The organism is Pseudomonas aegrilactucae, from assembly GCF_019168305.1.
GTDB classification, from domain to species: domain Bacteria; phylum Pseudomonadota; class Gammaproteobacteria; order Pseudomonadales; family Pseudomonadaceae; genus Aquipseudomonas; species Aquipseudomonas aegrilactucae.
On sequence record NZ_JAHTBI010000054.1, the window covers coordinates 1 to 21186 of the forward strand.

General features: G+C 60.5%; 22 protein-coding genes. 8 read left to right on the forward strand and 14 right to left on the reverse strand.

What is annotated here, in order from left to right; translation table 11 throughout:
- The 4 genes from KUO17_RS16105 to KUO17_RS16120 all read right to left on the reverse strand — a co-directional run.
- The coding region (locus tag KUO17_RS16105; RefSeq protein ID WP_217976532.1) for a hypothetical protein at window positions 1–183 on the reverse strand (183 nt) is incomplete at its 3' end.
- A 48-nt stretch (window positions 184–231) separates the two neighbouring features.
- A complete protein-coding gene (locus KUO17_RS16110; protein ID WP_217976533.1) occupies window positions 232–633 on the reverse strand; it encodes a hypothetical protein in 402 nt (133 codons plus the stop codon).
- Window positions 634–1218: 585 nt separating this feature from the next.
- Window positions 1219–1566 (reverse strand): hypothetical protein, encoded by a 348-nt coding sequence (locus KUO17_RS16115; protein WP_217976534.1) that lies wholly within the window; start codon window positions 1564–1566, stop codon window positions 1219–1221.
- 825 nt (window positions 1567–2391) lie between these two features.
- Entirely contained in the window at window positions 2392–2697 is a 306-nt protein-coding gene (locus KUO17_RS16120; protein WP_255263617.1) for a hypothetical protein, read from the reverse strand.
- 199 nt (window positions 2698–2896) lie between these two features.
- Between KUO17_RS16120 and KUO17_RS26710 the strand changes: the two genes are divergently transcribed.
- Window positions 2897–3022: a hypothetical protein gene (locus KUO17_RS26710; RefSeq protein ID WP_255263618.1), complete on the forward strand. Its 126-nt coding sequence runs from the start codon at window positions 2897–2899 to the stop codon at window positions 3020–3022.
- Between the two features lie 51 nt (window positions 3023–3073).
- Here KUO17_RS26710 and KUO17_RS16125 read toward each other — a convergent pair whose 3' ends face one another.
- Genes KUO17_RS16125 through KUO17_RS16135 form a run of 3 tightly spaced genes read right to left on the reverse strand, consistent with a single transcriptional unit; the run spans window position 3074 to window position 8069 of the window.
- Window positions 3074–3505 carry a hypothetical protein gene (locus tag KUO17_RS16125; RefSeq protein WP_217976536.1) on the reverse strand — a complete coding sequence of 144 codons (432 nt, stop codon included), beginning with the start codon at window positions 3503–3505 and terminating at the stop codon, window positions 3074–3076.
- Window positions 3481–4383 (reverse strand): RHS repeat-associated core domain-containing protein, encoded by a 903-nt coding sequence (locus tag KUO17_RS16130; protein WP_255263619.1) that lies wholly within the window; start codon window positions 4381–4383, stop codon window positions 3481–3483. Before KUO17_RS16130 ends, KUO17_RS16125 begins: the two co-directional genes overlap by 25 nt.
- Window positions 4380–8069, reverse strand: a complete 3690-nt coding sequence (locus KUO17_RS16135; RefSeq protein WP_255263620.1) for a hypothetical protein — start codon at window positions 8067–8069, stop codon at window positions 4380–4382. The genes KUO17_RS16130 and KUO17_RS16135 overlap by 4 nt, the downstream gene beginning before the upstream one ends.
- 526 nt (window positions 8070–8595) lie before the next feature.
- Here KUO17_RS16135 and KUO17_RS16140 point away from each other — a divergent pair.
- Complete coding sequence (locus tag KUO17_RS16140) at window positions 8596–9498, forward strand: DMT family transporter (RefSeq protein ID WP_217976537.1); 903 nt, start codon at window positions 8596–8598, stop codon at window positions 9496–9498.
- Here the strand turns inward: KUO17_RS16140 and KUO17_RS16145 are convergent.
- Window positions 9480–10382 carry a DMT family transporter gene (locus tag KUO17_RS16145; RefSeq protein ID WP_217976538.1) on the reverse strand — a complete coding sequence of 301 codons (903 nt, stop codon included), beginning with the start codon at window positions 10380–10382 and terminating at the stop codon, window positions 9480–9482. The genes KUO17_RS16140 and KUO17_RS16145 overlap by 19 nt on opposite strands.
- A 254-nt stretch (window positions 10383–10636) precedes the next feature.
- Between KUO17_RS16145 and aceK the strand changes: the two genes are divergently transcribed.
- The gene (gene aceK / locus KUO17_RS16150) at window positions 10637–12358 is read left to right on the forward strand and encodes a bifunctional isocitrate dehydrogenase kinase/phosphatase (RefSeq protein WP_217976539.1); all 1722 of its coding nucleotides are present in this window, start codon (window positions 10637–10639) and stop codon (window positions 12356–12358) included.
- Between the two features lie 6 nt (window positions 12359–12364).
- Here aceK and KUO17_RS16155 read toward each other — a convergent pair whose 3' ends face one another.
- Complete coding sequence (locus KUO17_RS16155) at window positions 12365–13231, reverse strand: DUF6279 family lipoprotein (RefSeq protein ID WP_217976540.1); 867 nt, start codon at window positions 13229–13231, stop codon at window positions 12365–12367.
- A gap of 65 nt (window positions 13232–13296) precedes the next feature.
- Window positions 13297–14016, reverse strand: a complete 720-nt coding sequence (locus KUO17_RS16160) for a TorF family putative porin (RefSeq protein ID WP_217976541.1) — start codon at window positions 14014–14016, stop codon at window positions 13297–13299.
- Between the two features lie 148 nt (window positions 14017–14164).
- Here KUO17_RS16160 and KUO17_RS16165 point away from each other — a divergent pair, with 148 nt between their 5' ends.
- On the forward strand, window positions 14165–15001 hold the full coding sequence (locus KUO17_RS16165) for a CvfB family protein (protein WP_217976542.1): 837 nt from the start codon (window positions 14165–14167) through the stop codon (window positions 14999–15001).
- Here KUO17_RS16165 and KUO17_RS16170 read toward each other — a convergent pair whose 3' ends face one another.
- A complete protein-coding gene (locus KUO17_RS16170) occupies window positions 15002–15385 on the reverse strand; it encodes a hypothetical protein (protein WP_217976543.1) in 384 nt (127 codons plus the stop codon).
- Window positions 15386–15573: 188 nt separating this feature from the next.
- Window positions 15574–17058, reverse strand: coding sequence for a right-handed parallel beta-helix repeat-containing protein (locus KUO17_RS16175; protein ID WP_217976544.1), 1485 nt, complete (start codon window positions 17056–17058; stop codon window positions 15574–15576).
- Window positions 17059–17301: 243 nt separating this feature from the next.
- Here KUO17_RS16175 and KUO17_RS16180 point away from each other — a divergent pair, with 243 nt between their 5' ends.
- From KUO17_RS16180 to def, 3 genes are all read left to right on the forward strand, one after another.
- Entirely contained in the window at window positions 17302–17493 is a 192-nt protein-coding gene (locus KUO17_RS16180; protein WP_217976545.1) for a CsbD family protein, read from the forward strand.
- A gap of 166 nt (window positions 17494–17659) precedes the next feature.
- A complete protein-coding gene (locus tag KUO17_RS16185) occupies window positions 17660–18643 on the forward strand; it encodes a YihY/virulence factor BrkB family protein (protein WP_217976546.1) in 984 nt (327 codons plus the stop codon).
- A complete protein-coding gene (def, locus tag KUO17_RS16190; protein ID WP_217976547.1) occupies window positions 18633–19172 on the forward strand; it encodes a peptide deformylase in 540 nt (179 codons plus the stop codon). Before KUO17_RS16185 ends, def begins: the two co-directional genes overlap by 11 nt.
- Here the strand turns inward: def and KUO17_RS16195 are convergent.
- On the reverse strand, window positions 19124–19576 hold the full coding sequence (locus KUO17_RS16195) for a GNAT family N-acetyltransferase (RefSeq protein WP_341869624.1): 453 nt from the start codon (window positions 19574–19576) through the stop codon (window positions 19124–19126). The genes def and KUO17_RS16195 overlap by 49 nt on opposite strands.
- 280 nt (window positions 19577–19856) lie before the next feature.
- On the opposite strand from KUO17_RS16195, the gene KUO17_RS16200 reads away from it, so the two are divergent.
- Window positions 19857–20114, forward strand: a complete 258-nt coding sequence (locus KUO17_RS16200; RefSeq protein WP_217976548.1) for a DUF2790 domain-containing protein — start codon at window positions 19857–19859, stop codon at window positions 20112–20114.
- A gap of 1 nt (window position 20115) precedes the next feature.
- Here the strand turns inward: KUO17_RS16200 and ada are convergent, their stop codons facing one another.
- A complete protein-coding gene (gene ada / locus KUO17_RS16205) occupies window positions 20116–21174 on the reverse strand; it encodes a bifunctional DNA-binding transcriptional regulator/O6-methylguanine-DNA methyltransferase Ada (protein WP_217976549.1) in 1059 nt (352 codons plus the stop codon).
- Window positions 21175–21186: the final 12 nt, after the last annotated feature.

A 21186-nucleotide genomic window follows, 5' to 3' on the forward strand; every position in this document is an offset into this window, starting at 1 on the left:
GGGGTTTATGGATCGCATACCTTCAAATTCGATGGTATACACCACGCCGTCTGGAAACTTTTTCAGAAAGTCGCCGTGACGTACCTCGTATATACCGACAACCCATGCCTTGCTGCCCGGGCGGGCAGAGGAGGGGGCTGTGTGGGTGGGTTTGACGATGTCGTCATAATTGAACAGTGGCATGTTCAAGTTTGCTTCACGGTTCGACGTTGAAGATGTGACATATTGCATTCACGGTGTTGCGGGGCTGTTTGCTCGATCAATTCGGAATATGCCATAAGGTCCATTGATGGAAAAGTAGTCGCCGCTTGGGTTTTTTGCGATGAAGAACAAGTAGCGCCCTCCTTTTTCACAGCACCGGGGTCGAGACTCTGAAAGGGTCCCGTTGAAGGCTACCCTGATGTCACTGCTCACGGTGCCTTTGAGAACAGTGAACGGCGTGATCACGGCTACATCGTAACCGAAGTCGCCAGTGTGTCTGAGGGTACTGATAACATCGCCGATGATGACGAGTTCCGAACGCGCTACTTTTTCGTCGAGGGTGATTTCGTTGACTTGAAAGGCGCTCGCTATACCGATGAGTGAGAATGAAAGAAATATAACCAGTATCTGGTGCCTGATGCTTTTGTGCATATGCCTGTTCTCTGAAGAGGACGCTGTCGCTGTGTACGTTCCCGTTCAATGTCGCGGTGGTGTGCCAGCGAAGTCGACCAAGGCGGATTCAAAGTTTCAGAATTGATTCTGGCTTTTGTGTTGTTGTCGCCGTGGCGCGATCGCAATAGATACGAATGTATTCGTCATCGCAGAATCGTAATATCAAGTGGTCTTCAGGCGCGGATTTTCGCTGTTCGATTAACCAGTCGAGGTCAGTGTCATCAGGGTTTTTATACCCCATCTCCTCCAGGTAGGGTTCTCTCAGATTGAATATGTTTTCGGACACGCTCACGGTCGTAATGTTGCTGAATTCGAGTGTGATCAGCGTAGTGGGTGCGTTCGGTGGATACGTTTGTGAAAATATGATCTCGAGCGTTCTGGTCTGACTGCAGTGTGTGATCGTTTGAACACGGTAGCAGTTGTGCAGGTCGGGTTCCTGTCCGTCAAACTTAAGGTTTACTGACGAGGAAATAATGAAGTTTTTTATCATGTGTGCAGGTTGATGCCGTGTTGAGTCGACTGTTTGTCAGAACGTACGGGGATTTCATTTGAGGTTTGAAGCGATCAAGTGTTGCACAGTATCGACCAGTGCAAGTTGATGTCAGGCGACAGTGTCAGCCTGGCGTGCGCCAATGAGTTGTCAATATTGAAGCGTATTCGAATGCCATCAGCCTGCGGGTCGTGAAAGATATCTATGGTTTCCACGCCTTCGGATGAAAGGGTTGCTAGCACCTGGTTGCCCAGGCACATGGATACCTGAAACGAGTTCATGATTTCGCTGAAAGAAAAATCGAACACCACCCCGGAGGTTCCGGACTTTACCAAGTAGCGGGACATTGCGATGCTTGAGTCTACTTCGGTAGGCTCAATGCCGAAGCTTTCCAGGAAGTCCAAGGTGCTTGGGTATGCCATTGTCGCCTCTCTCATTACACGGACGTGCACCACACGACGTTAAGTGCCAAGGCAAAAATAATAGTGGCAGACGAATGCGAGTCAATAAAAATCCTTATTCATAAGGATTATTCGAAGCGTTGGGAATGTTTTCCTTTTAGATGTTATGTGACTGAAATGGAACACATCGGGATTAACGGCTTCGCTCATGCCAACGTAGGCTCCCGTTAAGGCGCGGGCGTACCACCTGTGGGCCGCGTCTGCGGCCCGGGCATTACGCCGTTAGTCGCTTGCCGCTTTCGCCTCCATGCCATCAAGTACCGATTCGATCAACGCGTTACTGCAGTTGATAGGGTGGCGGCTACGTGGGGGTCTGCAAGACCGGGGCAAAAGGAACCCGGCAGACCCGAATATCTCCCCCACGCAGCCACCATAAAACGAAACCACGGACACAAAAAAGCGCCGATGGTGGGTAGGGGGCTGATCGTGGTGGGCTTGCTGTTCGTGTTCCGCAAGCCCGCCGTCAAAAAGGTCGGTTCAGTGGATCAGTCGCTCGCCCTTTGAATGCCGACTTGCCCGGTGCTCGACCCAGCAGGCTCCGGGCAGTTTGACGGACGATGGGGACTCTACTGTTTAAGATCGTCCCTGAAGTTGCACAAGATGGACTCCTCAAGAAAGGTCAGTCGGCGCATGAGGCGTTCGGCCATCACAGGGCTGGCCGGTACATTGACTGGGATGAGTTGTGCAACCGATTCGCCCTTTGACGCGGCCTCTGCCCGGTCGTAATTGTAATCAGTTGGCGTTTTTTAATCTGTTTTCTCACGCTAGGATTTGTTCAGAGGCGTGTCAGTGGCGATCAGTATGTTGAACTCCAATGTTTTTCATTACGCATAACGTGATTTTTCTCGACGAATTTATTTCATTGAAATGTTCCAGAAAACCACAGAGCTCGCTGCCCAGAAAATAATCTATGTCCCACCGTTCTTCGCTGGCTTGGTCGTGCGGTAAGTTATGTATCAGATTCAGTATCAACCCCGCACTGCGGAAGTCGGTTCGTTCAATTTGAAGCAAGACCTCTGCGAGACAGGTTTCCAGAATGGCACGGATATAAGGCAATTCGACTTCACTCAGTGCGCTCAGTGCTAGTTTCAAGCAGGGCTCGACATGCACGTTAGGTCTGCCATTTAGCAGCATGTTTCGACTTGAGGTTAGATGTTCAAAAATCGTACTTTTATTTTTCATCAGTAACCACTTGGAGTGTAGGTTAAATCGTTCGGGGTTTTATACGCTCCCCACGGTAGCTGCACCTCATTAACGGGGGCTTCTGATATCCCTGCTCGAGGAGCTGCTAGTGCACGGTGATGACCGTCAAGGGATCACGCCCAAGGTGGTGTCCGACGGCAGCAGTGCGCGGCAGATCACCGATGAGTATCGCCAGCAGTTGCAGTTGATGCAGCCGTTGGGGGAGGGGAGTTGAGGAGCGCCCGTCACCGGCAAAGCCGGTGACGGGCGCGAAGGGCGTTAAGGTTCAGGCTTCGCGCCAGAGAATGGAACGCGCCGTGGCAGAGAAAATACCTTCAGCGTTTTCCTGTGCAGAGGCAACAAACGACAGGTCGCCATCTTCCAGACGCTCGATCCTTACCGTATTGATGATGCCATCACGATGTGCGTCTCTGGCGATGACCTGAAGGCACTTCAAACCGAGGAAAAGCAGCTCAACGGATTTGACATGTGCTGACTGACGTTCAAAGGTGGCCCGCAGTTTCTGGTCGGCGGCGAACGCTGGCGGCGGGTAGACAATGCACAAATCGTCATCGACGTGACACTCGCCCCAGCTTTCATGTCGGGTCAGGATGCAATCGCTGAAGCCGCCAAACGTGTTGATCAACTGGTTCACGGCCTCTTCGGAGTCCAGCGTGGTCCAGTCATCGAGATTCACTTGAGTTGGCAGTACTGGCATGGCGGGCCTCTCCTGATTGATCCATCGGGTTTACTGTCCCAGTTGTGAGCATGGTCGCCTAACGGTTGCCCATTGGTACCTACGTGATTACCGTGACTGTGATCATAATCGACTTCAGGGCGACCATCCTTGCCAAAACGGCGCCCGTCAGCCGTTGAGCCGTCTTCGCGTTTGCCCGGCCAGAAGTCACTGTTAGGTGAGCCTTCGTTTGGCCGAGAGGTACTTTGTCTGGAACGGTCGGGTGTGTCGGTTTTTTCGTTGTGGACCCGCCCGCTCTGCGGTTGCGTTGTGCTGTCGATATTGCTGCCGGGATACGCCATACCGCCTGCGTTGAAGCCGTTGGCACCCGGTTGAGCCCCCCCTTTCATCACTGTATCGATGGTCACCGCAGCGGCCAGCGCAGTGACCAGGTAGATCATCGGTTGGATGAGGAAGGCATAGTTGCCGTCCGGGTCGACGTACTTGTACGGATTGTTGTTGGTGTAGGTATAGCGATTGAAGCTGTGCAGGTTGTCTTCCTGGAAGCCGACCGGATCGACACCCATGAACCGCCCCAGTGCCGGGTCATAGTAGCGTGCGCCCATGTACGACAGCCCCGATCCGTCGTCGTACGCCTTTCCATGAAAACCGATCCTGTTGCCGGCACTGGCCGGGGACTTGGTCAGCTTCTCACCGTAAGGCTTGTAGTTCTCCGTCCACAGCAGGTTGCCGGCGGCATCGGTGGCGGCCAGTGGCGTGCCTGAAATGTCGTTATGGAAGTAGGTGGCAGTACCTGCGATGGCCATGTTGGTCATGCTCAGCGTGAGCAGCGCCACGCCAAGTTGCTTGCCGATTTTTTTCAACGCATCCATGCGGGTTGCTCCTGTGCGCAGGCTCATGGGGTGACCTCCTGTGCAATGCGTTTGTCACCCAGGTAGAAATACTCGGTGAGTGTGCTGCCGTTCAGTTCGATCAGTTGCCGGCCTTTGGAGTCGTGCATTTCATACAGAGCGGCGCCCGCCCTGGTTACGCTGCTGCGGTGGTCGAGGCCGTCATAGCGGTACTCGATCTTGCCTGCCGGGTTGCTGCAGTTGATGCACACCAGGTTCGGCACGCCGTTGTAGGTGTAGGTATTGCCCTGGCTGCTGTTGATGTTGCCGTAGGCGTCGTAGCCATAGCTGTTGGCGCGCAGGCCGCTGACGGCACTCAGGCGGTTCTGTGCGTCGTAGCTGTAGTTGAGGGTGGACTGGCCGAGCGTCTGTTTGAGGATGTTGCCGCCGCCACTGTAGGCAATGCTGCCTTCGCCCCAGAACCCTGCGACGCTGGTCAGGCGGTTGATGTTGTCGTAGCCCAGGGTGCGATTGAAGGCGCTGTTGGCGGTATCACGGATAGTCGCCAGGTTGCCGGTGCCGTCGTAGGTGTAGCTGCTGTTGAGATACAGGCTACCCCCGGTTTTCTGGGTGTTGAACGTCGCTGGCCACAGGCGCGGGTTCTGCCCGTAGTTGCTCACCGTGCCGTTGGCATAGGTGATCTGCTGGATCAGCCCGCTCGGCCAGTATTTGACGTTGTTGACATAACCGCTGACGGTGGTGGGGCGGCCCAGGGCGTCCGGGGCGTAGGTTACCACCCGACCAGACTGCGGGTAGGTCACGCTACTGAGCTGGTCCAGACCGTTGTAGGCGTACTTGGCGGTGAAGCTTTTGCCGTCGAGTGCGAGGGTCTCCTGGATCAGGTTGCCAGCCGCATCGTAGGCGAAGCTGCGGTTGCCACCGGCTGCGTTGCTGGTCAGCAGCTTGCCGTTCTTGTTATAGGTTTTGGTCACCGCGGGCGTGGTGCCTGGGTAGGTCACCGAGGTAAGACGATTCTGGCCATCGTAGGCGTAGCGGGTAACGCCGGAAGCGCCCACGGCACGCGTGGTCATGTTGCCGGCGATATCTCGGCCATAGGTAGTCACACCGGTTTCCGGGTTGGTGACCGAGACAAGGTAGCCGTTGACGTTGTAGCTGTAGCTGCGCTTGAGACCGCCTTGGGTCACGGCGGTGATCTGGTCGCGGGTATCGCGGCTCAAGGTCACGTTGGCGCTGGGTTCGGCTGCGACAATCGCCATCAGTTGCCCCTGCGACGGGTCACCGTAATACCTGTAGGTGGACGTGCTGACCTTGCCGCGCTCATCGGTGACAGTCTGGGTGCCGGGGCCGTAGGCGGTTGACTGGAAGGTACCGTCGGCGTGGGTGGTGCGGATGACTCGGTTCATCGCATCGTATTGATAGCGGGTGCCGGTAGCAGCGCCCGGATGCGACACGAAGGTCTGTCGGCCCAGGGCGTCGTACTCGTGACGCGTGGTGATTGCGCCCAGCGTCATGCTGGCCACTTGACCGAACGGGTCATACCGGGTGGTTTCGATCTGCGCGCCGCGGGTGGAGGTTTTTTGCGTCGGTGTATAGGCAATGGTCGTGGCTGTTCCCGACGGTGGGGTGATTGAGGTTACGCGGTTGAGCCCATCGAACGTGTAACGTGTGGTCTTGCCTTCCCCGTTGGTCTCGCTGGTGATATTGCCGGTGTTGTCGACCACGCGGGTCAGGCTGATGCCCTCTGGCTGAGCTTGGGTTTGCCAGGCGCCATGCCTGTAGTTGCCATAGGTATACACGCGGTTGCCGGGACGGGTCTGGCTGGCGAGATTGCCCTGCGCGTCGTAGGTATGACCGGTGACTACGCCATTGCGGTTGATTGCCAGAACGTTGCCGTTGGTATCGAAGGTGCGAGTGACCGAACTGCCGGGGAACAGTTCGTCCTTGAGGCGGCCAATGATCCATTTGGTCGGGTCGTTGAAGTAGGTCAGCTTCGTGACGCGGCTGCCGCCATTGGGACCGGTTTCGGTGCGGCTACCCGGATTGCCGTAGGCATCGTAGCCTGCGTACTCGGTGGTGTAGGTGGCGCCATTGCGGGTGATGGTGTGTTTTTGCAGGTCGGCCACCCAGGACTGCTGGTCCCTGACCGTTCCCAGTTCGTGAACCACCGTCGGGGCGGTCGTCAGTAGCCGATTCTGCCAGGTGTAGGTCTCGGTTTCACCACCGGCACCGACCTTGCTGACTGGCGTACCGATACGCCATGCCGTGTTGTGGAAGCTGGCCGAAAGCGTGGTGGCGATGTTGTAGGCAGGGCCGATGAACGTGTAGGTCTCGACACCAATGGGGCTGGTGACTTTGGTGGTATCGGGCACACCTGCACTGCCTCGGGTGTAGCTGTAGTTCCAGGTTCCACCGTTGGACAGGGTTTTGCTGGCAACCCGTTCGTAGACTGCATACTTTTTGAATGGATGGGCGCCGTAATCCCTGTACTCCACTGCGTTCTTGTAGAAACCATAGGTGTAGGAAACTGATCCACCCCAAGGGTTGGTCACTTTCTGCAGCTTGCGCGCCGCAATGCTGACGGCGGTGAGGGGAATCGTCTGAGGAGGGACAGTGCTTGCGAACTCGCCCGGACCATAGGCATAGGACCAGGATCCTCCCGCCGGTGGCGTGACCTTGCTCAAGACCTGTTGGCCTTCCGTGCCCAGGGCGGCGTACTGGTAGCTCCATTTGCGACCCGTGTGGTCGGTCATCGTGCTCAAGCGACCATTCGCGGCGCTATAGGTGAAGTCGATGAATCGGCCATCCCCGGCACTGATCCGAGTCAGCGGAAAATCGGACGCCTCGATTTCCTTGAAATTGATGACTTCAGTGAAACCGGCGCCGTTGTTGACGCCCGGTACATTCCTTGGCGGTATGTGATTGGCGGGGTTGCGGTAGGTAAAGCTCAGCGTGTTGCCGTAGACGTCTCTGGCGGTCGTGGCCAGGTAAAAGGTCGTGCTCCGGCTGGGCAGCGGCATGTCGTAGTTGCCAGGCGGCTCCTGGTCTCCTCGGGAAATGGCGTGCAGGCCGACCTTGCGTTGTGCATAACTGCCGAAGTCATACGTGACGCCATTTCTCGAATATGCACGAAGCTGTCCCGATCCGCAGGTGATCTTCCATCCGCTTTTGGTCAAGGCATGAGTGGGGGCAAAGTAAAGCCGTTCGTCGTGGCCCGTGGGGAGTCGCAGGTAGGCTTTTACCGAAGACGAGTCGCTTGTGGATGGGTTCTGGCCCTTGCATAACTTGTCGATGCCATCGTCGGCATAGTACATGCGCCTCGACAGGTCGTAGAGCCGGAAGTTGTCATCGATCTCTATTCGCGGCGCCGCACTGATACGCCAGCCGGGGCCCAGTGCCGCCCATTTGAATGACTGGTTATGGGAAGAGGACAGGCCCGCCGAGACGGCAGCCAGGTCATAGGACCGCCACACTTCTATATCCATGCCGCCATTGCCGGGCAGGACAACGTCGCGATTTCGCAGCGTGAGGTTACCTGACGCCAGGTCGACATCGTTTTGATGGTCACTGCCCAGCTCCTGAACCAGCTGATTGCGCGTATCGCTTTTTTCAGTATCGGTGGCGGCTTGCGCGACGATACCGTAGCCGATGCAGCCAAGCGGAGTGCCCAGTGTGACAGTGAGTTCGAGTGCAGCGATCACGCCTGTTCGCGCGCGTGAGATGAATCGATCATCCATTGACCGTATCCTTGAGTAAGCGTCTTGATTGCTCGGTGCATCAGCGCAGCGCGCCAGGGCGTGGCTGATCGAGCGGGCGAGGATGTTAGCTGTGCAGCGCAGGCGTAATGAATGGACAGGCGAAAACATTTATCAAATGAGAATATTTATCGATTGATAGGTTTTGATCAGCGCACGATGGTTGTGGGGGAGGGTTGCGCAGGCAGAATTCCGTGGCTATATTCGTCCACAGTTCACCTCACCGAAGACCTGCCCATGCCAGCGTCCTGCCCCTCCACCGTATCCGCCACCGCGCCCGTCGCGGTAGTCGCCGTGTGTGGGGCCCAGCAGCCGGCCATGATCAGTCACTACCCACCACCTGTCAGTAGCCTCGTAGCGTGCGTTCTTGCACCACCAGGCGTGGTTGTAGTGCTGGGCTGAGCGGCCACTGGCTGCGCCCCACCACACCTGAACACTACTGAATACGGCCGGCTGCACCGTGCAGCCCGACCGTTCGGCTTACTTGCCCGAATACAGGTGGCATTTCATGTCAGTTATCTCGAAACACTCCGTGGCCGCGGCGGTCACCACCAGCCTGTTCGTCCTGCTCTGGAGCAGCGGCGCCATCGTCTCCAAGCTCGGCCTGGCCCACGCCTCGCCCTTTGCCTTCCTGCTGATCCGCTTTGCGATTGCCTTCGCCGGCCTGGTGCTGCTCGGCCCGCTGCTCAAGCTGCACTGGCCGCGTGGCCGTGGCCCGCTGCTGCAAGCGATCGCCACCGGTTGTGTGCTGCTCGGCGCCTACCAGATCTTCTACCTGCTGGCGCTGGACCTGAAGGTGACCCCCGGCATCATGGCCACGGTAATGGGCGTGCAGCCGATCCTTACGGTGGTGCTGATGGAGCGCAAGCGCTCGTTCAGCCGGCTGTTCGGCCTGGGCCTGGGGCTGGTCGGGCTGGTGATGGTGGTGTACCAGGGCATCGGCCTGGGCGGCATCTCGCTGGCGGGCATGCTGTTTGCGCTGCTGGCGTTGGCGAGCATGACGTTCGGCTCGATCATGCAGAAGCGCATCACCAGTAATCCGGTGGGCACGCTGCCGTTGCAGTACCTGGCGGGCCTGCTGATGTGCGCGCTGTTTGCGCCGTTCCAGCCGCTGGCGATCAATCTCAACGCCACCTTCGTGTTTTCGGCGCTGTGGATGGGGTTGGTGGTGTCGCTACTGGCAACGCTGCTGCTGTACCGGCTGATCGCCAAGGGCAATCTGGTCAACGTCACCAGTCTGTTCTACCTGGTGCCCGCGGTGACGGCGGTGATGGACTACCTGATCTTCGGTAACCGCCTCGCCGCATTGAGCTTGCTGGGCATGGGGCTGATCGTGGTGGGCCTGCTGTTCGTGTTCCGCAAGCCTGACGTCAAAAAGGTCGATTCGGTGGATCAGTCGCTGGCCAACTGAAGACGTTTGGCCGGCTTGAGCACCAGCCACAACGCCAGCGCAATCATCAACCCGCCATACAGGTGCGCCATCGACAACGGCTCGTCCAATAGCCACGCGCCCCAGAGCACGCCGAAGGCCGGGATCATGAAGGTCACGGTCGAGGACTTGACTGGGCCGATCTCGCTGATCAGGCGGAAATACAGGATGTAGGCGAAGGCGGTGCACAACAGGCCCAGGCCCAGCAGCGACAGCCACACCGACCAGCCGCCCCAGCTGGCCGGTGGCTGGGTGATCACGCTGAAGCCGAACAGCGGCAGCAACAGCAGCGTCGCGCCCATCATGCTGCCCAGGGCCGACAGGCGGCTGTCGAGGCCGCCTTGCTGGTCCAGCCAGCGCCGCGCCAGATACCCCGAAAAGCCGTAGCAGGTGGTCGCTGCCAGGCATGACAGTGCGCCTTGCATCAACTTGGCATCGAACGCTACCGGCCCCGCACCACTGAGGATGCCCACGCCGAACAGGCCCAGAAAGATGCCGCCCAGCTTGGGCAGGGTCATGGCTTCACGAAAGAACAGCGCGCCGATCAGTACGCCCATCAGCGGGGTGGTGGCGTTGAAGATGGCCGAGTAGCCGGCAGGCAGTACCTGTGCCGCCACCGAGTAGAGTGTGGCGGGGATGCCCGAGTTGATCATGCCCAGCACCAGGCAGGCCTTGAGTTTGCCCTGGAAATCCCAGCGCACGCGCAGCAGCGTGAGGATCACCAGCAGCCCGGCGCAGGCGATCGACACCCTGAAGAAGGCGGTGGGCAAGGTGCCCAGCACCGGCGCGATGATGCGCATGAACAGAAAACTGGCCCCCCACACGGCAGCGAGAATCAACAGGCGGGTGATGGCGATGGGGCTCACGGGGTTCTCCGGGTGTACAGGGGCAGGGGCGCGAGTTTACGGTAAAAGGAGGGCGGGGCTCGCCCGCTTTCTTGCGCTGTGAATTCTTGGTGGCCCCTTCGCTGGCAAGCCAGCTCCCACAGGTACGCCATTGGCTTGAGAGCGGCGCGGTACCTGTGGGAGCCGGCTTGCCGGCGAAGGGGCCAGCTCAGGCTATCGCTGCCCCCGGCGACTGGCTAAGCTCAGGCTTTGAAATTCCCGCAGAGGTCTTACCCATGCCCCAACAATGGCCGGCCGCCGCCATCGCCCGCAGGATCCTCGACGGGTTCGACAACTACCGCGAGCACTTTCGCCAGATCACCGACGGCGCCCACCAGCGCTTCGAGCAGGCGCAATGGCAGCAGATCCAGACGGCCTCTGCGGCACGTATCAACCTCTACGAGGAAAAGGTCAGCGAAGTCAGCGGCTGGCTACGCAGCGGCTTCGAACCCGACGTCCTGCTTGATGTGGCGTCCTGGCCACTGGTCAAGAGCGCCTACATCGGCTTGATCGACCCGCGCCTGGACGATGAACTGTCCGAGACCTGGTACAACTCGATCTTCTGCAGCCTGTTCAGCCATGACCTGATCAGCGACGGCTGCATGTTCATCCACACCACGCGCCCGGCCCTGCGCAGCCACGAGCGGGCGGCACAAACCCGCCTCTACCGTCCCGAAGGCGCGTTGGCACCGATGTTGGCGCAGATCTTCGCCGACTATGCGTTCCAGGCGCCCTTCGCCGACCTGCCCGGCGACCTGGCGCGCCTGGAGGCGCAGTTGCGCGAAAACCTGCCCGACTGGGTGTGCAAGGACCCGCAGCTGCAGGTCGAACTGTTCTGCTCGGTGCTCTACCGCAACAAGGGCGCCTACCTGGTGGGTCGGCTGTTCACCCAGGACGAGCAGTGGCCGCTGGTGATCCCGCTGCTGCACCGCGAAGGCCACGGCATCGAGATAGACGCGCTGATCACCGATGAAGCCGACGTGTCGATCATCTTTTCCTTCACCCGCTCGTACTTCATGGTCGACGTGCCGGTACCGGCCGAGTTCGTCGGCTTTCTCAAGCGCATCCTGCCGGGCAAGCACATTGCCGAGCTGTACACCTCCATCGGTTTCTACAAGCACGGCAAGTCGGAGTTCTACCGCGCGCTGATCAATCACCTGGCCAGCACCGATGACCGCTTCATCATGGCCCCCGGCGTGCGCGGCATGGTCATGAGCGTGTTCACCCTGCCGGGCTTCAACACGGTATTCAAGATCATCAAGGACCGCTTTTCACCGTCCAAAAGCGTCGACCGCGCCACGGTGATCGAGAAGTACCGCCTGGTGAAAAGTGTCGACCGGGTGGGGCGCATGGCCGATACCCAGGAGTTCGCCGACTTTCGCTTCCCGCTGAGCAAGTTCGAGCCCGAGTGCCTGGCCGAACTGCTGGAGGTCGCACCTTCGACCGTGGCGCTGGAAGGCGACACGGTGCTGATCCGCCACTGCTGGACCGAGCGGCGCATGACCCCGCTCAACCTGTACCTGGAGAGCGCCAACGAAGCGCAGGTGCGCGAGGCGCTGGAGGATTACGGCTTGGCGATCAAGCAACTGGCGGCGGCGAACATCTTCCCGGGCGACATGCTGTTGAAGAATTTCGGCGTGACCCGGCACGGGCGGGTGGTGTTCTACGATTACGACGAGATCTGCTTTCTGACCGAGGCCAACTTCCGGTATATCCCGCCGCCGCGCTTTCCCGAGGACGAGATGGCCAGTGAGCCGTGGTACTCGATCGGGCCGCTGGATGTGTTCCCCGAGGAGTTTCCGCCGTTTCTGTTTGCCGACATGGGGCAGCGGCGCCTGTTCAGCCAGTTGCATGGCGAGCTGTATGACGCCGATTACTGGAAGAGCCTGCAGGCGGCGATCCGGGCGGGGAAGGTGATCGATGTGTTTCCGTATCGGCGCAAGGCAAGGGATAGCTGAAGCTCTTCAGGATTTGAGGCACCTGAGCTGGCTGAAATCCTGCCGCACCTTGGCCAGCTTGTCCTGCAGATGCTGGCGTTGCTGCTCGGTGCTCTGCGCCATCAGGTCCACCAGCAAGCGTCGTGCCTCCTGCTCGGTACGCTGGTAGGCCATACGGTATTCGGGCGTCCACAGTTGTTCGCGGTGTTTGAGCAACTGTTCCAGCCGCGGTTCGAACCCTTCGCTGCGCCGCTGGTCCATGGCTGCACTGAACTGCGCCTGCCAGTGCGCCCGGTTGGCGATCCATTGGCGGTTCTGTTCGCCCAGCGCCTGCGACCACTGCGCCACCCGCAGCCGCTGTTGCGCGTTGAGCTCGCCCAGCCATGGTGTCAGACGCTTTTCCATGCGCTGCTGACGCTGCTCGATCTGTCGCGCCAGCGGCGTCTTCACGTACTTGGCCTGGCGCTCGCGAATATCGTCGGCGAAGGCCTGGCGCATTTCACTCACCTGGTCGTCATCCAGCCCGCGCAGCAGTTGCGCCGCCGAAGGCGTGATCTGATCGGCCACCTGGGCAATGGCCTGCTTGGCTTGCCGGGTGCGCGCCTGCAACTGCTGATCGGTCACCTCATTGCTGGCGACCATCTGCTGGACGCCATCGAGCCACGTCAGGTAACCGGGCAACTGGGTGCGGCAGTGCCAGGCCAGGTGTTCCTTGAGGCGCTCATCCAGCCAGGTTTTCTGCTGGCGGTTCATGTCCAGGTAATCGCTGAGCGACCAGGGCACCAGCACGTCGAGGTTGCGGTAGGCCAGGTCGATGCGGCTGCAGGCGATGCCCGCGCCGCATAGCAGTATCAGCAATGACAGATGGACGAAGTGGCGCAGCCGGGCTGACATGAGCGAATCCTTGCAGGGTGTCCTTGTGGTTATAGAACAATGCACGCCCTGGCGGTTCCCGCCAATCAGAACAGTGCGCGCTCGGCCTTGAAGGTGAGCATGCCGCTGCAGTGCGGGTCCTGCCCGGCCCAGGCCTGGCAGCCGCTGTCGGTCAGGCTCGAGTCGCTGTAGATCAGGTCCAGGTCGATGCCCAGCCACGGCCGCGAGAAGGTCAGCGACCAGTCACTGAAGGCCTGCACGCTGTCGTGCTCGCCAAGGGTGAACGGGGTGTTGAGGGCGTAATGGGTGAGCTTGAGGCTGACCCCGAGGTCCAGTGGCCTGAACTGGCCCAGCTCGCTGAACAGGGTACTGGTACGCCGGTTGCGGTCGGTGCCCAGGGCCACGCCGAAACGGTGGCCCTGCAGGTTCAAGCCGGCATACAGCGCCTGGCTGTCGGCGTCGCTGAGGTTGGGGTAGCTGTAGTGGATCACGCCCACTTCGTACCCCAGGGTATGTTGGTACGGCTGCTTGTAGCCGACATAGGAGTCGACCTGCAGGTTGCCGGCATTGCTCAGGCCCATGCTCGGCGCCCACTGGCCGAGGTACCAGCCGCTGTCGTGGGCCAGGTCCAGGCCACCGTGAAAGGTGCCCGAGGTGGCAGGCTTGACCAGGCCCTGGGCCATGCTGCGCGAGGGTGTGGAACCCAGGCTCAGGTCGAAATCGCCCAACTCGCGCTTGAGCAATTGAGCGTGTACCGGCAACTGCCACCCCACGACAGCAACCAGCAACCAGGCATATTTGGGCATGCATCGCCCCCAAGAGGCTTGATCCAGAGCTGTCAGAGCATAACGGCCCAGGCGTTTGCGGGGCGACCGTTCATCGGTTTTGCGCGTGATAGGCCGGTTTGCAGCGCCAGCGTGTAGAATGCCAGCCTCGCAACGAGGATTTCCGGAAATGGCTTTAGTTGGGCGTTACAACACTTTGCAAGTGGTCAAGCACACGGACTTCGGTCTGTACCTGGACGGCGGGGCGGACGGCGAAATTCTGCTGCCCAATCGATACATCCCCAAGGACACGCCCACCGAGGTCGAGGACTGGCTGAACGTCTTCATCTACCTCGACAGCGAAGACAAGCTGATCGCCACCACGGAAAAAACCAAGTTGCAGGTGGGCGAGTTCGCCAGCCTCAAGGTGGTGGAAATCAACAGCATCGGCATCTTCCTCGACTGGGGCCTGCCCAAGGACCTGCTGATGCCGTACTCCGAAGAGAAGCGCCAGATGAAGGCGGGCGAGTACTGCGTGGTGCATGCCTACCTCGACAAGCGCACCCGCCGCATCACCGCCACCGCGCGTCTTGACCGCTACCTGGACAAGCTGCCGGCCAACTACAGCGTGGGCCAGGAAGTCGACCTGCTGGTGGCCGAAGAAACCCCCATGGGCTTCAAGGCCATCATCAACAACAAGCATTGGGGCCTGATCCACAAGAACGAGGTGTTCAAGTTCCTGCGTTCGGGCAAGCAGGAGAAGGGCTACATCAAGGAGCTGCGCAGCGACGGCAAGATTGCCCTGAGCCTGCAGCCGATCGGTCAGGCCCTGGCCAGCACCCTCAATGACAAGATCCTCGACAAGCTCAAGGCCGCCAACGGCGTGCTGCCGGTCAGCGACAAGAGCGACCCGCAGGTCATCAGCGACCTGTTCGGGGTGAGCAAGGGCAACTTCAAGAAAGCCATCGGCGCCCTGTACAAGGACGGTCGCATCGTGATTCACGCCGACCGTATCGAACTGGTCTGATCAGACCTGCACGAAGGCGGCAAAACTCAGGTTGTCGCCGCCTGGACGCAGGTCCTGCAGCAACGAGTCGCGATCGGCGCTCAGCGCCAGGCTGATGGTCGAGCGGCGCTTGCCTGGCTTGCGCACTTCCATTTTCTCAAGGTGTGCACGCAGGAAGTTGACCGGCACCTTCAGGTGCTGCACCTGGTCGGTTTCGGGGGTGTAGATCAGCAGGTTGACCCAGTCGGCCACGCTCTTGGGCAGCACCAGCTTTACCGGTACATCGAACCACCACAGGCTGCGCTTGGTATCGAGCACGGCGAACAGGGTGTTGTCGCTGTTGAGCACCGGGCGTTCCAGCGCCTGGTTGCGACGAGCGATGGCGGCGGGTTTGTCGAGTTTCATGCAGGTTCCTACGGGTGACGCTTGAAAGGTCGACCATTGTGCTGGGATTGCGCTGAAAACTAAAGCGGGGCCTGTCAGGCCCCTTCGCTGACAAGCCAGCCCCACAGGTAGCGCGCCGCCCTTGCGGTGGGTGACAGCCCTGTGGGAGCTGGCTTGCCAGCGAAGGAGCGCACAGCGCTCCCGCTGTATCAGCGCACCAACGGTTTGCTCAGCTCGGAGGTCGCCCCGTCGCTGCGGGTGACGGTCGCCGTGAAGGCATGCAAGTCATCGCTCTGCGTCACTGCATACTCGAATTGCCCTTCACCCTTGTCATCCGTCGCCACCTGAACCTCGCCAAGGTACTGCTCGGCCTCGCTTGCGCTTGCCTGCGCATTGCCGAACACCTCCACCCGCAGCAGGCTGCGTGGCTCCCCCTTTACCTGACCGAGCAGCCGCTCGCCCTTCAATGCCATCAGCACAGGTGCTGCCTGGTTATGGTTGGGCAATGGCTGGCAGCCTTCAGTCGGGGCTTTTTCAGCACAGATGATCGCGCGGTTGTTCGCCGACGGGTCCACACCAATCCCGCGTGACCCTACATACACCGCATGTTCAAGGGCCGGCACGCCGAACACGATTGCCCCCGTGCGCTGCTCGGGCACGCATGAGCCGCCGGCCTGGCAGCGGCGGATATCCTGGCTGTTGTTCCAGATCCGGTTGGCGCTGAGGCGGTTGCTGGTGGAAGTCGGCTCAGGGCGCAACGCGACGCCGATACGATTGCCGTGGATCAGGTTGCCGTCGAGGATGTTGCCCTCGCCGCTGACGCTCACGCCGATGGAGTTACCGGTAAAGGTGTTGGCGCCCAGGTAATTGCGCTGGCCCCAGTTGATCTGCAGGCCGTCGGAGTAATCCTCGAAGCGGTTGCGCACCACCGTGTTGTCATTGCCCCACAGGATCTCGATGCCCTGGGACGGTTCGGCATTGGCTGCGGTGGAGCGAAACAGGTTGTCGGCCACCAGGTTGAACGCCGCGCCGCGGGTCAGCTCCAGACCGTCGCCGTTGTCCACCAACTGGTTGCGCAGCACCTTGTTGTTGACCGTGGTGGTTGCAGTGGGATTGCCCTGGCCATCGTCGCCGGTGAGCATGATGCCGGCGCCGCCCTTGTTGGCAGTGATGCGGTTGTCCTGGATAACGTTGTGGCTGGCGCGATTGATCAGGATGCCGATGCAGAAGTTGCGCACGTCCAGGCCGGAAATCTGCACGCCCTGAGTGTCACGCAGCACCAGGCCGGGGCCAGTGGTGGTGCGCACGTTGGTGCCGAACTGGCCCGGCATCGCGCCAGGGCAAGCCTGGGTGCCGTCGCCCTTGATGTAGGCCGAGCCGTCGATGGCGATGTACTCGCCGCTGCGTTTCCAGGCCGTGCCTTCGATGCTCACCGGCCCCAGGATTGCTGGCAGCGCAGAGGCGGGCTTGATCACATAGGGCGCCTGGCCCACCGGGCGGATCTCGATCCGGTAGTTGCCTGGGGACTGGTTGTTGCGTTCGATGGCCCAGCGCAGGCTGCCGGCCTGGTGGTCATCGGCATACCTGTCGACCACCAGAGTGGTCAGTGCCGGGGGCTGCCGGGCGGGGGCAGCGTGCAGGTGCAGGGCGGGTACGGACAGCAGCAAGGCTGCCACCAAAGGGAATGTGCGCATGGATAAGGCTACCGCAAGGTCTGTTGTTTTTATTGCGCCTGGGGTGCAGGTCGCGGGTGTGCGATTTTAAGCAAAGCCATCTCGCCAGGGCGCAGGGCAAGCGCGATTGGGGGCGATATTCGCCCGCTGTTTATCTGTCGTGCAAAAAAACGCCTGAAAAAATATTTGAAACTCTCGCGAAAGGGCGTGTGTCCACTAACTGTCGACTTTGACAGCAAACCGTTCCCCTTCAGGAGAAATGCCATGAGCAGCACTTCGGACAAAGCAAAAGGCTTGGCCAACGAAGCGGTAGGTAATATCAAGCAAGGCGTAGGCAAAGTGACCGGCAACGACAAACTGCGTGCCGAAGGCAAGGCCCAGGAAGTCAAAGGCGAAACCCAGCAGGCAGTGGGTAAGGCGAAAGACGCCGTCAAGGATGCAGTGAAAAAGCCCTGACCGGCCCAGCCGGTAGCCCACAACGGCCATCTTCGGGTGGCCGTTTTGCTGTCTGCGGCAATGAATCGTAACCTCGCGTTTGTGGTCCATTAGACTACCGTGAGGTAAAAACACCCCCCAGCTCTGGACGACGGCCCATGACCGTCGAGCGGCGAAAGGAGACGCTATGATATTCCCCGACTTGCGCGGCTTGCCGCTGCACCGTGTACTGATGCGCACGGTGAGCGAATTTCTCGATGACGAGATGTCTACCTATGCCTCGGCGCTGGCGTATCAGATGCTGTTTTCGCTGTTCCCGTTCCTGCTGTTCCTGATCGCCCTGATCGGCTTCCTGCACTTGCCGGACTTTTTTTCCTGGTTGCGCCTGCAGTCCGAACTGGTGCTGCCGCCGCAGGCGCTGGAGCAGGTCAACCCGGTGATCGACCAGTTGCAGCAGTCCAAGGGGGGGCTGCTCTCGGTGGGTATCGTGATTGCGCTGTGGACCGCCTCGGCTGGCGTGCGCCTGATGATGAGCGCAATGAACGCCGCCTACGACGTGGTCGAAGGGCGCCCGGTGTGGAAGCGCATCCCGTTGTCGGTGATCTACACCGTGGGCATCGCCGGCATGCTGCTGGCCGCGGCCGCGCTGATGGTGCTGGGGCCGCAGGTGATGGAATGGATCGCTTCGCAGATCGGCATGCAGGAATTCATCGTCACGCTGTGGACCATCCTGCGCTGGCCGGCCATCATCGTGCTGATGATGGTGGCGGTGGCGCTGATCTACTACGTGATGCCCGATGTGGAGCAGCAGTTTCGCTTCATCACGCCAGGCTCGGTGCTGGCGGTGGTGGTGTGGATCATCGCTTCGCTGGGGTTCGGTTATTACGTGAAGACCTTCGCCGACTACAACGCGATGTATGGCAGCATCGGGGCGATCATCGTGCTCTTGCTGTACTTCTATATTTCCGCCGCCGTGCTGTTGCTCGGCGCGGAGATGAATGCGGTGATCGAGCACATGTCTGCCGAAGGCAAGGACCCGGGTGAAAAGCAAATGCCCGATACCCCGGCGCAGGAACATGATAAAAGGCATGTGTCCGGGTTGGGGCGTGATCACTCCATCAAGCCCGAGGCCGAACCTGAACCCCTGAGCAGAGCCCCGCATGATTCGTGACATTCTCAAAATGGGTGACGAGCGCCTGTTGCGCCTTTGCCCGCCAGTGCCGGCCAGTCTGTTCGGCAGCGCCGAGCTCGAGCAACTGATTGCCGACATGTTCGAGACCATGGCGCATGTCGGCGGGGTTGGCCTGGCCGCGCCGCAGATCGGTGTAGACCTGCAACTGGTGATTTTCGGTTTCGAGCGCAGCGAGCGCTACCCCGATGCCGAGCCCGTGCCGCAGACCATTCTGCTCAACCCGGTGATCACCCCGGTGGGCACCGAGCTCGAGGAGGGCTGGGAAGGGTGCCTGTCGGTACCTGGCCTGCGGGGTGTGGTCAGCCGTTATCGGCACATCCACTACAGCGGGCTCGACCCGCAAGGGCGACCGATCGAGCGGTTGGCCGAGGGCTTTCATGCACGGGTGGTGCAGCACGAATGCGATCACCTGATCGGCCGCCTGTATCCCTCGCGCATTCACGACTTCAGCAAGTTCGGTTATACCGACGTGCTGTTCCCGGGACTCGACCCGGCCAGTGACGACTGACACCTTGCCAGCGCAATCAACGGCTTGCTGCGCTGGTAGCGGGCCAGGCGTTCGTTGAGCTGCATCGGCATCTGCGCCGCCAGGGCAAACCCCAGCGGTTGGTAGAAGGCCTGCAGCTCGGGATGGCAGAACAGCCAGAGCGTGCCGGCCTTGGTGCAGGTTGCCTGTTCGATCAATTGACGTGCGACGTGGCGGCCACGCCAGTCGGGCGCCACCAGCAAGCCGGTCAACCAGAACCCGTCGGGCACCGCGCTCAGGTTCAACGCCGCGATGATCTCGCCCGCCCGCGCCACCCACGCCTCGCCCTTGGCGCTGGCACGCATGGCTGATCCTTCGGCACGATAGAATTTGTTCAACAGGGGGCGCTCGGCGGCGCTCAGCAGGCTGTAGCGTATTGGGTTCACATCAGGTTCCGACAGGGGCTCTGGGGCGGGCTTTTACACCGCGCGGTGTGCGCTGTCGAGCTTGCCGTAACGGGTATATTGTTACCGTTTTGGTAACAGTGAATGTCCGGCGCCCTGCTTCAACAGGCTGTTCAACCTTATAGACTGGCTCCATCCCCAGTCATTTGAACGTAACGGGATCGGTACTTCGTGTCATGTCCGGTTGATATGACAACTTCTCCGCGCCACCTCGGCTGATGAAGTCAAACACTGCGTTTGATTGCCTTGCAGGCCTATTATCATGAAAACCTTACTTGCACTCGTTCTGGTCGGTGTGTCTTCTTTTGCACTGGCTGATGAAGTAGAGACGGCGGCTGCCCAGCCGGTGCTTGAACAATACGACTATTCCACCCACCTGGACATTGCCAAGGTCATCAGCCTGTCGACACTGCCCAATGTGTGTGAAGTGGTGCCGGCCACCATGACCTACGAAGACCATCAGGGCCAGCGCCACACCATCGCCTACCGCGTCATGGGCGACGGTTGCAGCCAGGGCTGATTCAGTTGCGCTCGCGTTCGAGCAGCGCTTTTTTGCGTTCTACCCCCCAGCGATAGCCCGACAGGTTGCCGTCACTGCGCACTACCCGATGACACGGCACGGCCACCGCCAGGCTGTTGGCGGCGCAGGCCTGGGCAACGGCCCTGACTGCCTTGGGCGCGCCGATGCGCTGGGCGATGTCGGCGTAGCTGGCGGTGCTGCCGGGCGGGATGCTGCACAGCGCCTGCCACACGCGTTGCTGGAAGGCGGTGCCGCGCAAATCCAGCGGCAGGTCCAGGCCAAGGGCGGGAGCCTCGACAAACCCCACGACCCTGGCGACCCGTTGCTCGAATGCTGCATCGGCGCCGATCAGCTCGGCCTTGGGGAATTTGTCCTGCAGGTCATGCAGCAGCACCTCGGCATCATCACCCAGCAAAATCGCGCACACGCCACGCTCGCTCTGCGCCACCAGGATCGCCCCCAGCGAACACTGGGCAATCGCGAAGCGGATGCGTGCGTTGACGCCTCCGGCCCGATACGCACCCGGTGTCATGCCCAGCAGCGCCGCGCTGGCCTCATAGAAGCGGCTGTTGGAGTTGTAGCCCGCCTCGTACAGCGCGTCGGTGATCGAATTCGCCTGGGTGAGCTGGCTGCGTACCTTGTGCGCCCGATGCGCGCCGGCGTAGGCCTTGGGCGTCAGGCCGGTGGCCGCCTTGAACACCCGGTGGAAATGGTAGGGGCTCATGCTGACATGGGCCGCCAGCTGCTTGAGGTTGGGTTCGGTTTCGGCCTGCTCGATCAACTGACACGCGCGCGTGACCTGCGCGGCATGCTGTTCGGCCACCTGGCTGTGGTTGGCGCCACGTCGCCGGCTCGGGCGGTAGCCGGCGGCTTCGGCCTGTTCGGCGGTGTCGAAGAACTCGACGTTCTCGATGCGTGGCAGGCGCGACGGGCTGGACGCTCGGCAGTACACGCCAGTGGTGCGCACGCCATAGACGAACAGCGGGTCTGCGGCCGGGTCGCGGGCCAGCAGCGCTTGCCAGCGTGGGTCGGTGGCACTGATCGGGCGTTTGCGGCTCATGGGCTCTCGCTC

Coding starts and splice junctions, on each gene's coding strand:
- KUO17_RS16110 (WP_217976533.1), bottom strand. CDS start 633: ATGCACAAAAGCATCAGGCACCAGATACTGGTTATATTTCTTTCATTC.
- KUO17_RS16115 (WP_217976534.1), bottom strand. CDS start 1,566: ATGGCATACCCAAGCACCTTGGACTTCCTGGAAAGCTTCGGCATTGAG.
- KUO17_RS16125 (WP_217976536.1), bottom strand. CDS start 3,505: ATGCCAGTACTGCCAACTCAAGTGAATCTCGATGACTGGACCACGCTG.
- KUO17_RS16130 (WP_255263619.1), bottom strand. CDS start 4,383: ATGAGCCTGCGCACAGGAGCAACCCGCATGGATGCGTTGAAAAAAATC.
- KUO17_RS16135 (WP_255263620.1), bottom strand. CDS start 8,069: ATGGATGATCGATTCATCTCACGCGCGCGAACAGGCGTGATCGCTGCA.
- KUO17_RS16140 (WP_217976537.1), top strand. CDS start 8,596: ATGTCAGTTATCTCGAAACACTCCGTGGCCGCGGCGGTCACCACCAGC.
- aceK (WP_217976539.1), top strand. CDS start 10,637: ATGCCCCAACAATGGCCGGCCGCCGCCATCGCCCGCAGGATCCTCGAC.
- KUO17_RS16155 (WP_217976540.1), bottom strand. CDS start 13,231: ATGTCAGCCCGGCTGCGCCACTTCGTCCATCTGTCATTGCTGATACTG.
- KUO17_RS16160 (WP_217976541.1), bottom strand. CDS start 14,016: ATGCCCAAATATGCCTGGTTGCTGGTTGCTGTCGTGGGGTGGCAGTTG.
- KUO17_RS16165 (WP_217976542.1), top strand. CDS start 14,165: ATGGCTTTAGTTGGGCGTTACAACACTTTGCAAGTGGTCAAGCACACG.
- KUO17_RS16170 (WP_217976543.1), bottom strand. CDS start 15,385: ATGAAACTCGACAAACCCGCCGCCATCGCTCGTCGCAACCAGGCGCTG.
- KUO17_RS16175 (WP_217976544.1), bottom strand. CDS start 17,058: ATGCGCACATTCCCTTTGGTGGCAGCCTTGCTGCTGTCCGTACCCGCC.
- KUO17_RS16180 (WP_217976545.1), top strand. CDS start 17,302: ATGAGCAGCACTTCGGACAAAGCAAAAGGCTTGGCCAACGAAGCGGTA.
- KUO17_RS16185 (WP_217976546.1), top strand. CDS start 17,660: ATGATATTCCCCGACTTGCGCGGCTTGCCGCTGCACCGTGTACTGATG.
- def (WP_217976547.1), top strand. CDS start 18,633: ATGATTCGTGACATTCTCAAAATGGGTGACGAGCGCCTGTTGCGCCTT.
- KUO17_RS16200 (WP_217976548.1), top strand. CDS start 19,857: ATGAAAACCTTACTTGCACTCGTTCTGGTCGGTGTGTCTTCTTTTGCA.
- ada (WP_217976549.1), bottom strand. CDS start 21,174: ATGAGCCGCAAACGCCCGATCAGTGCCACCGACCCACGCTGGCAAGCG.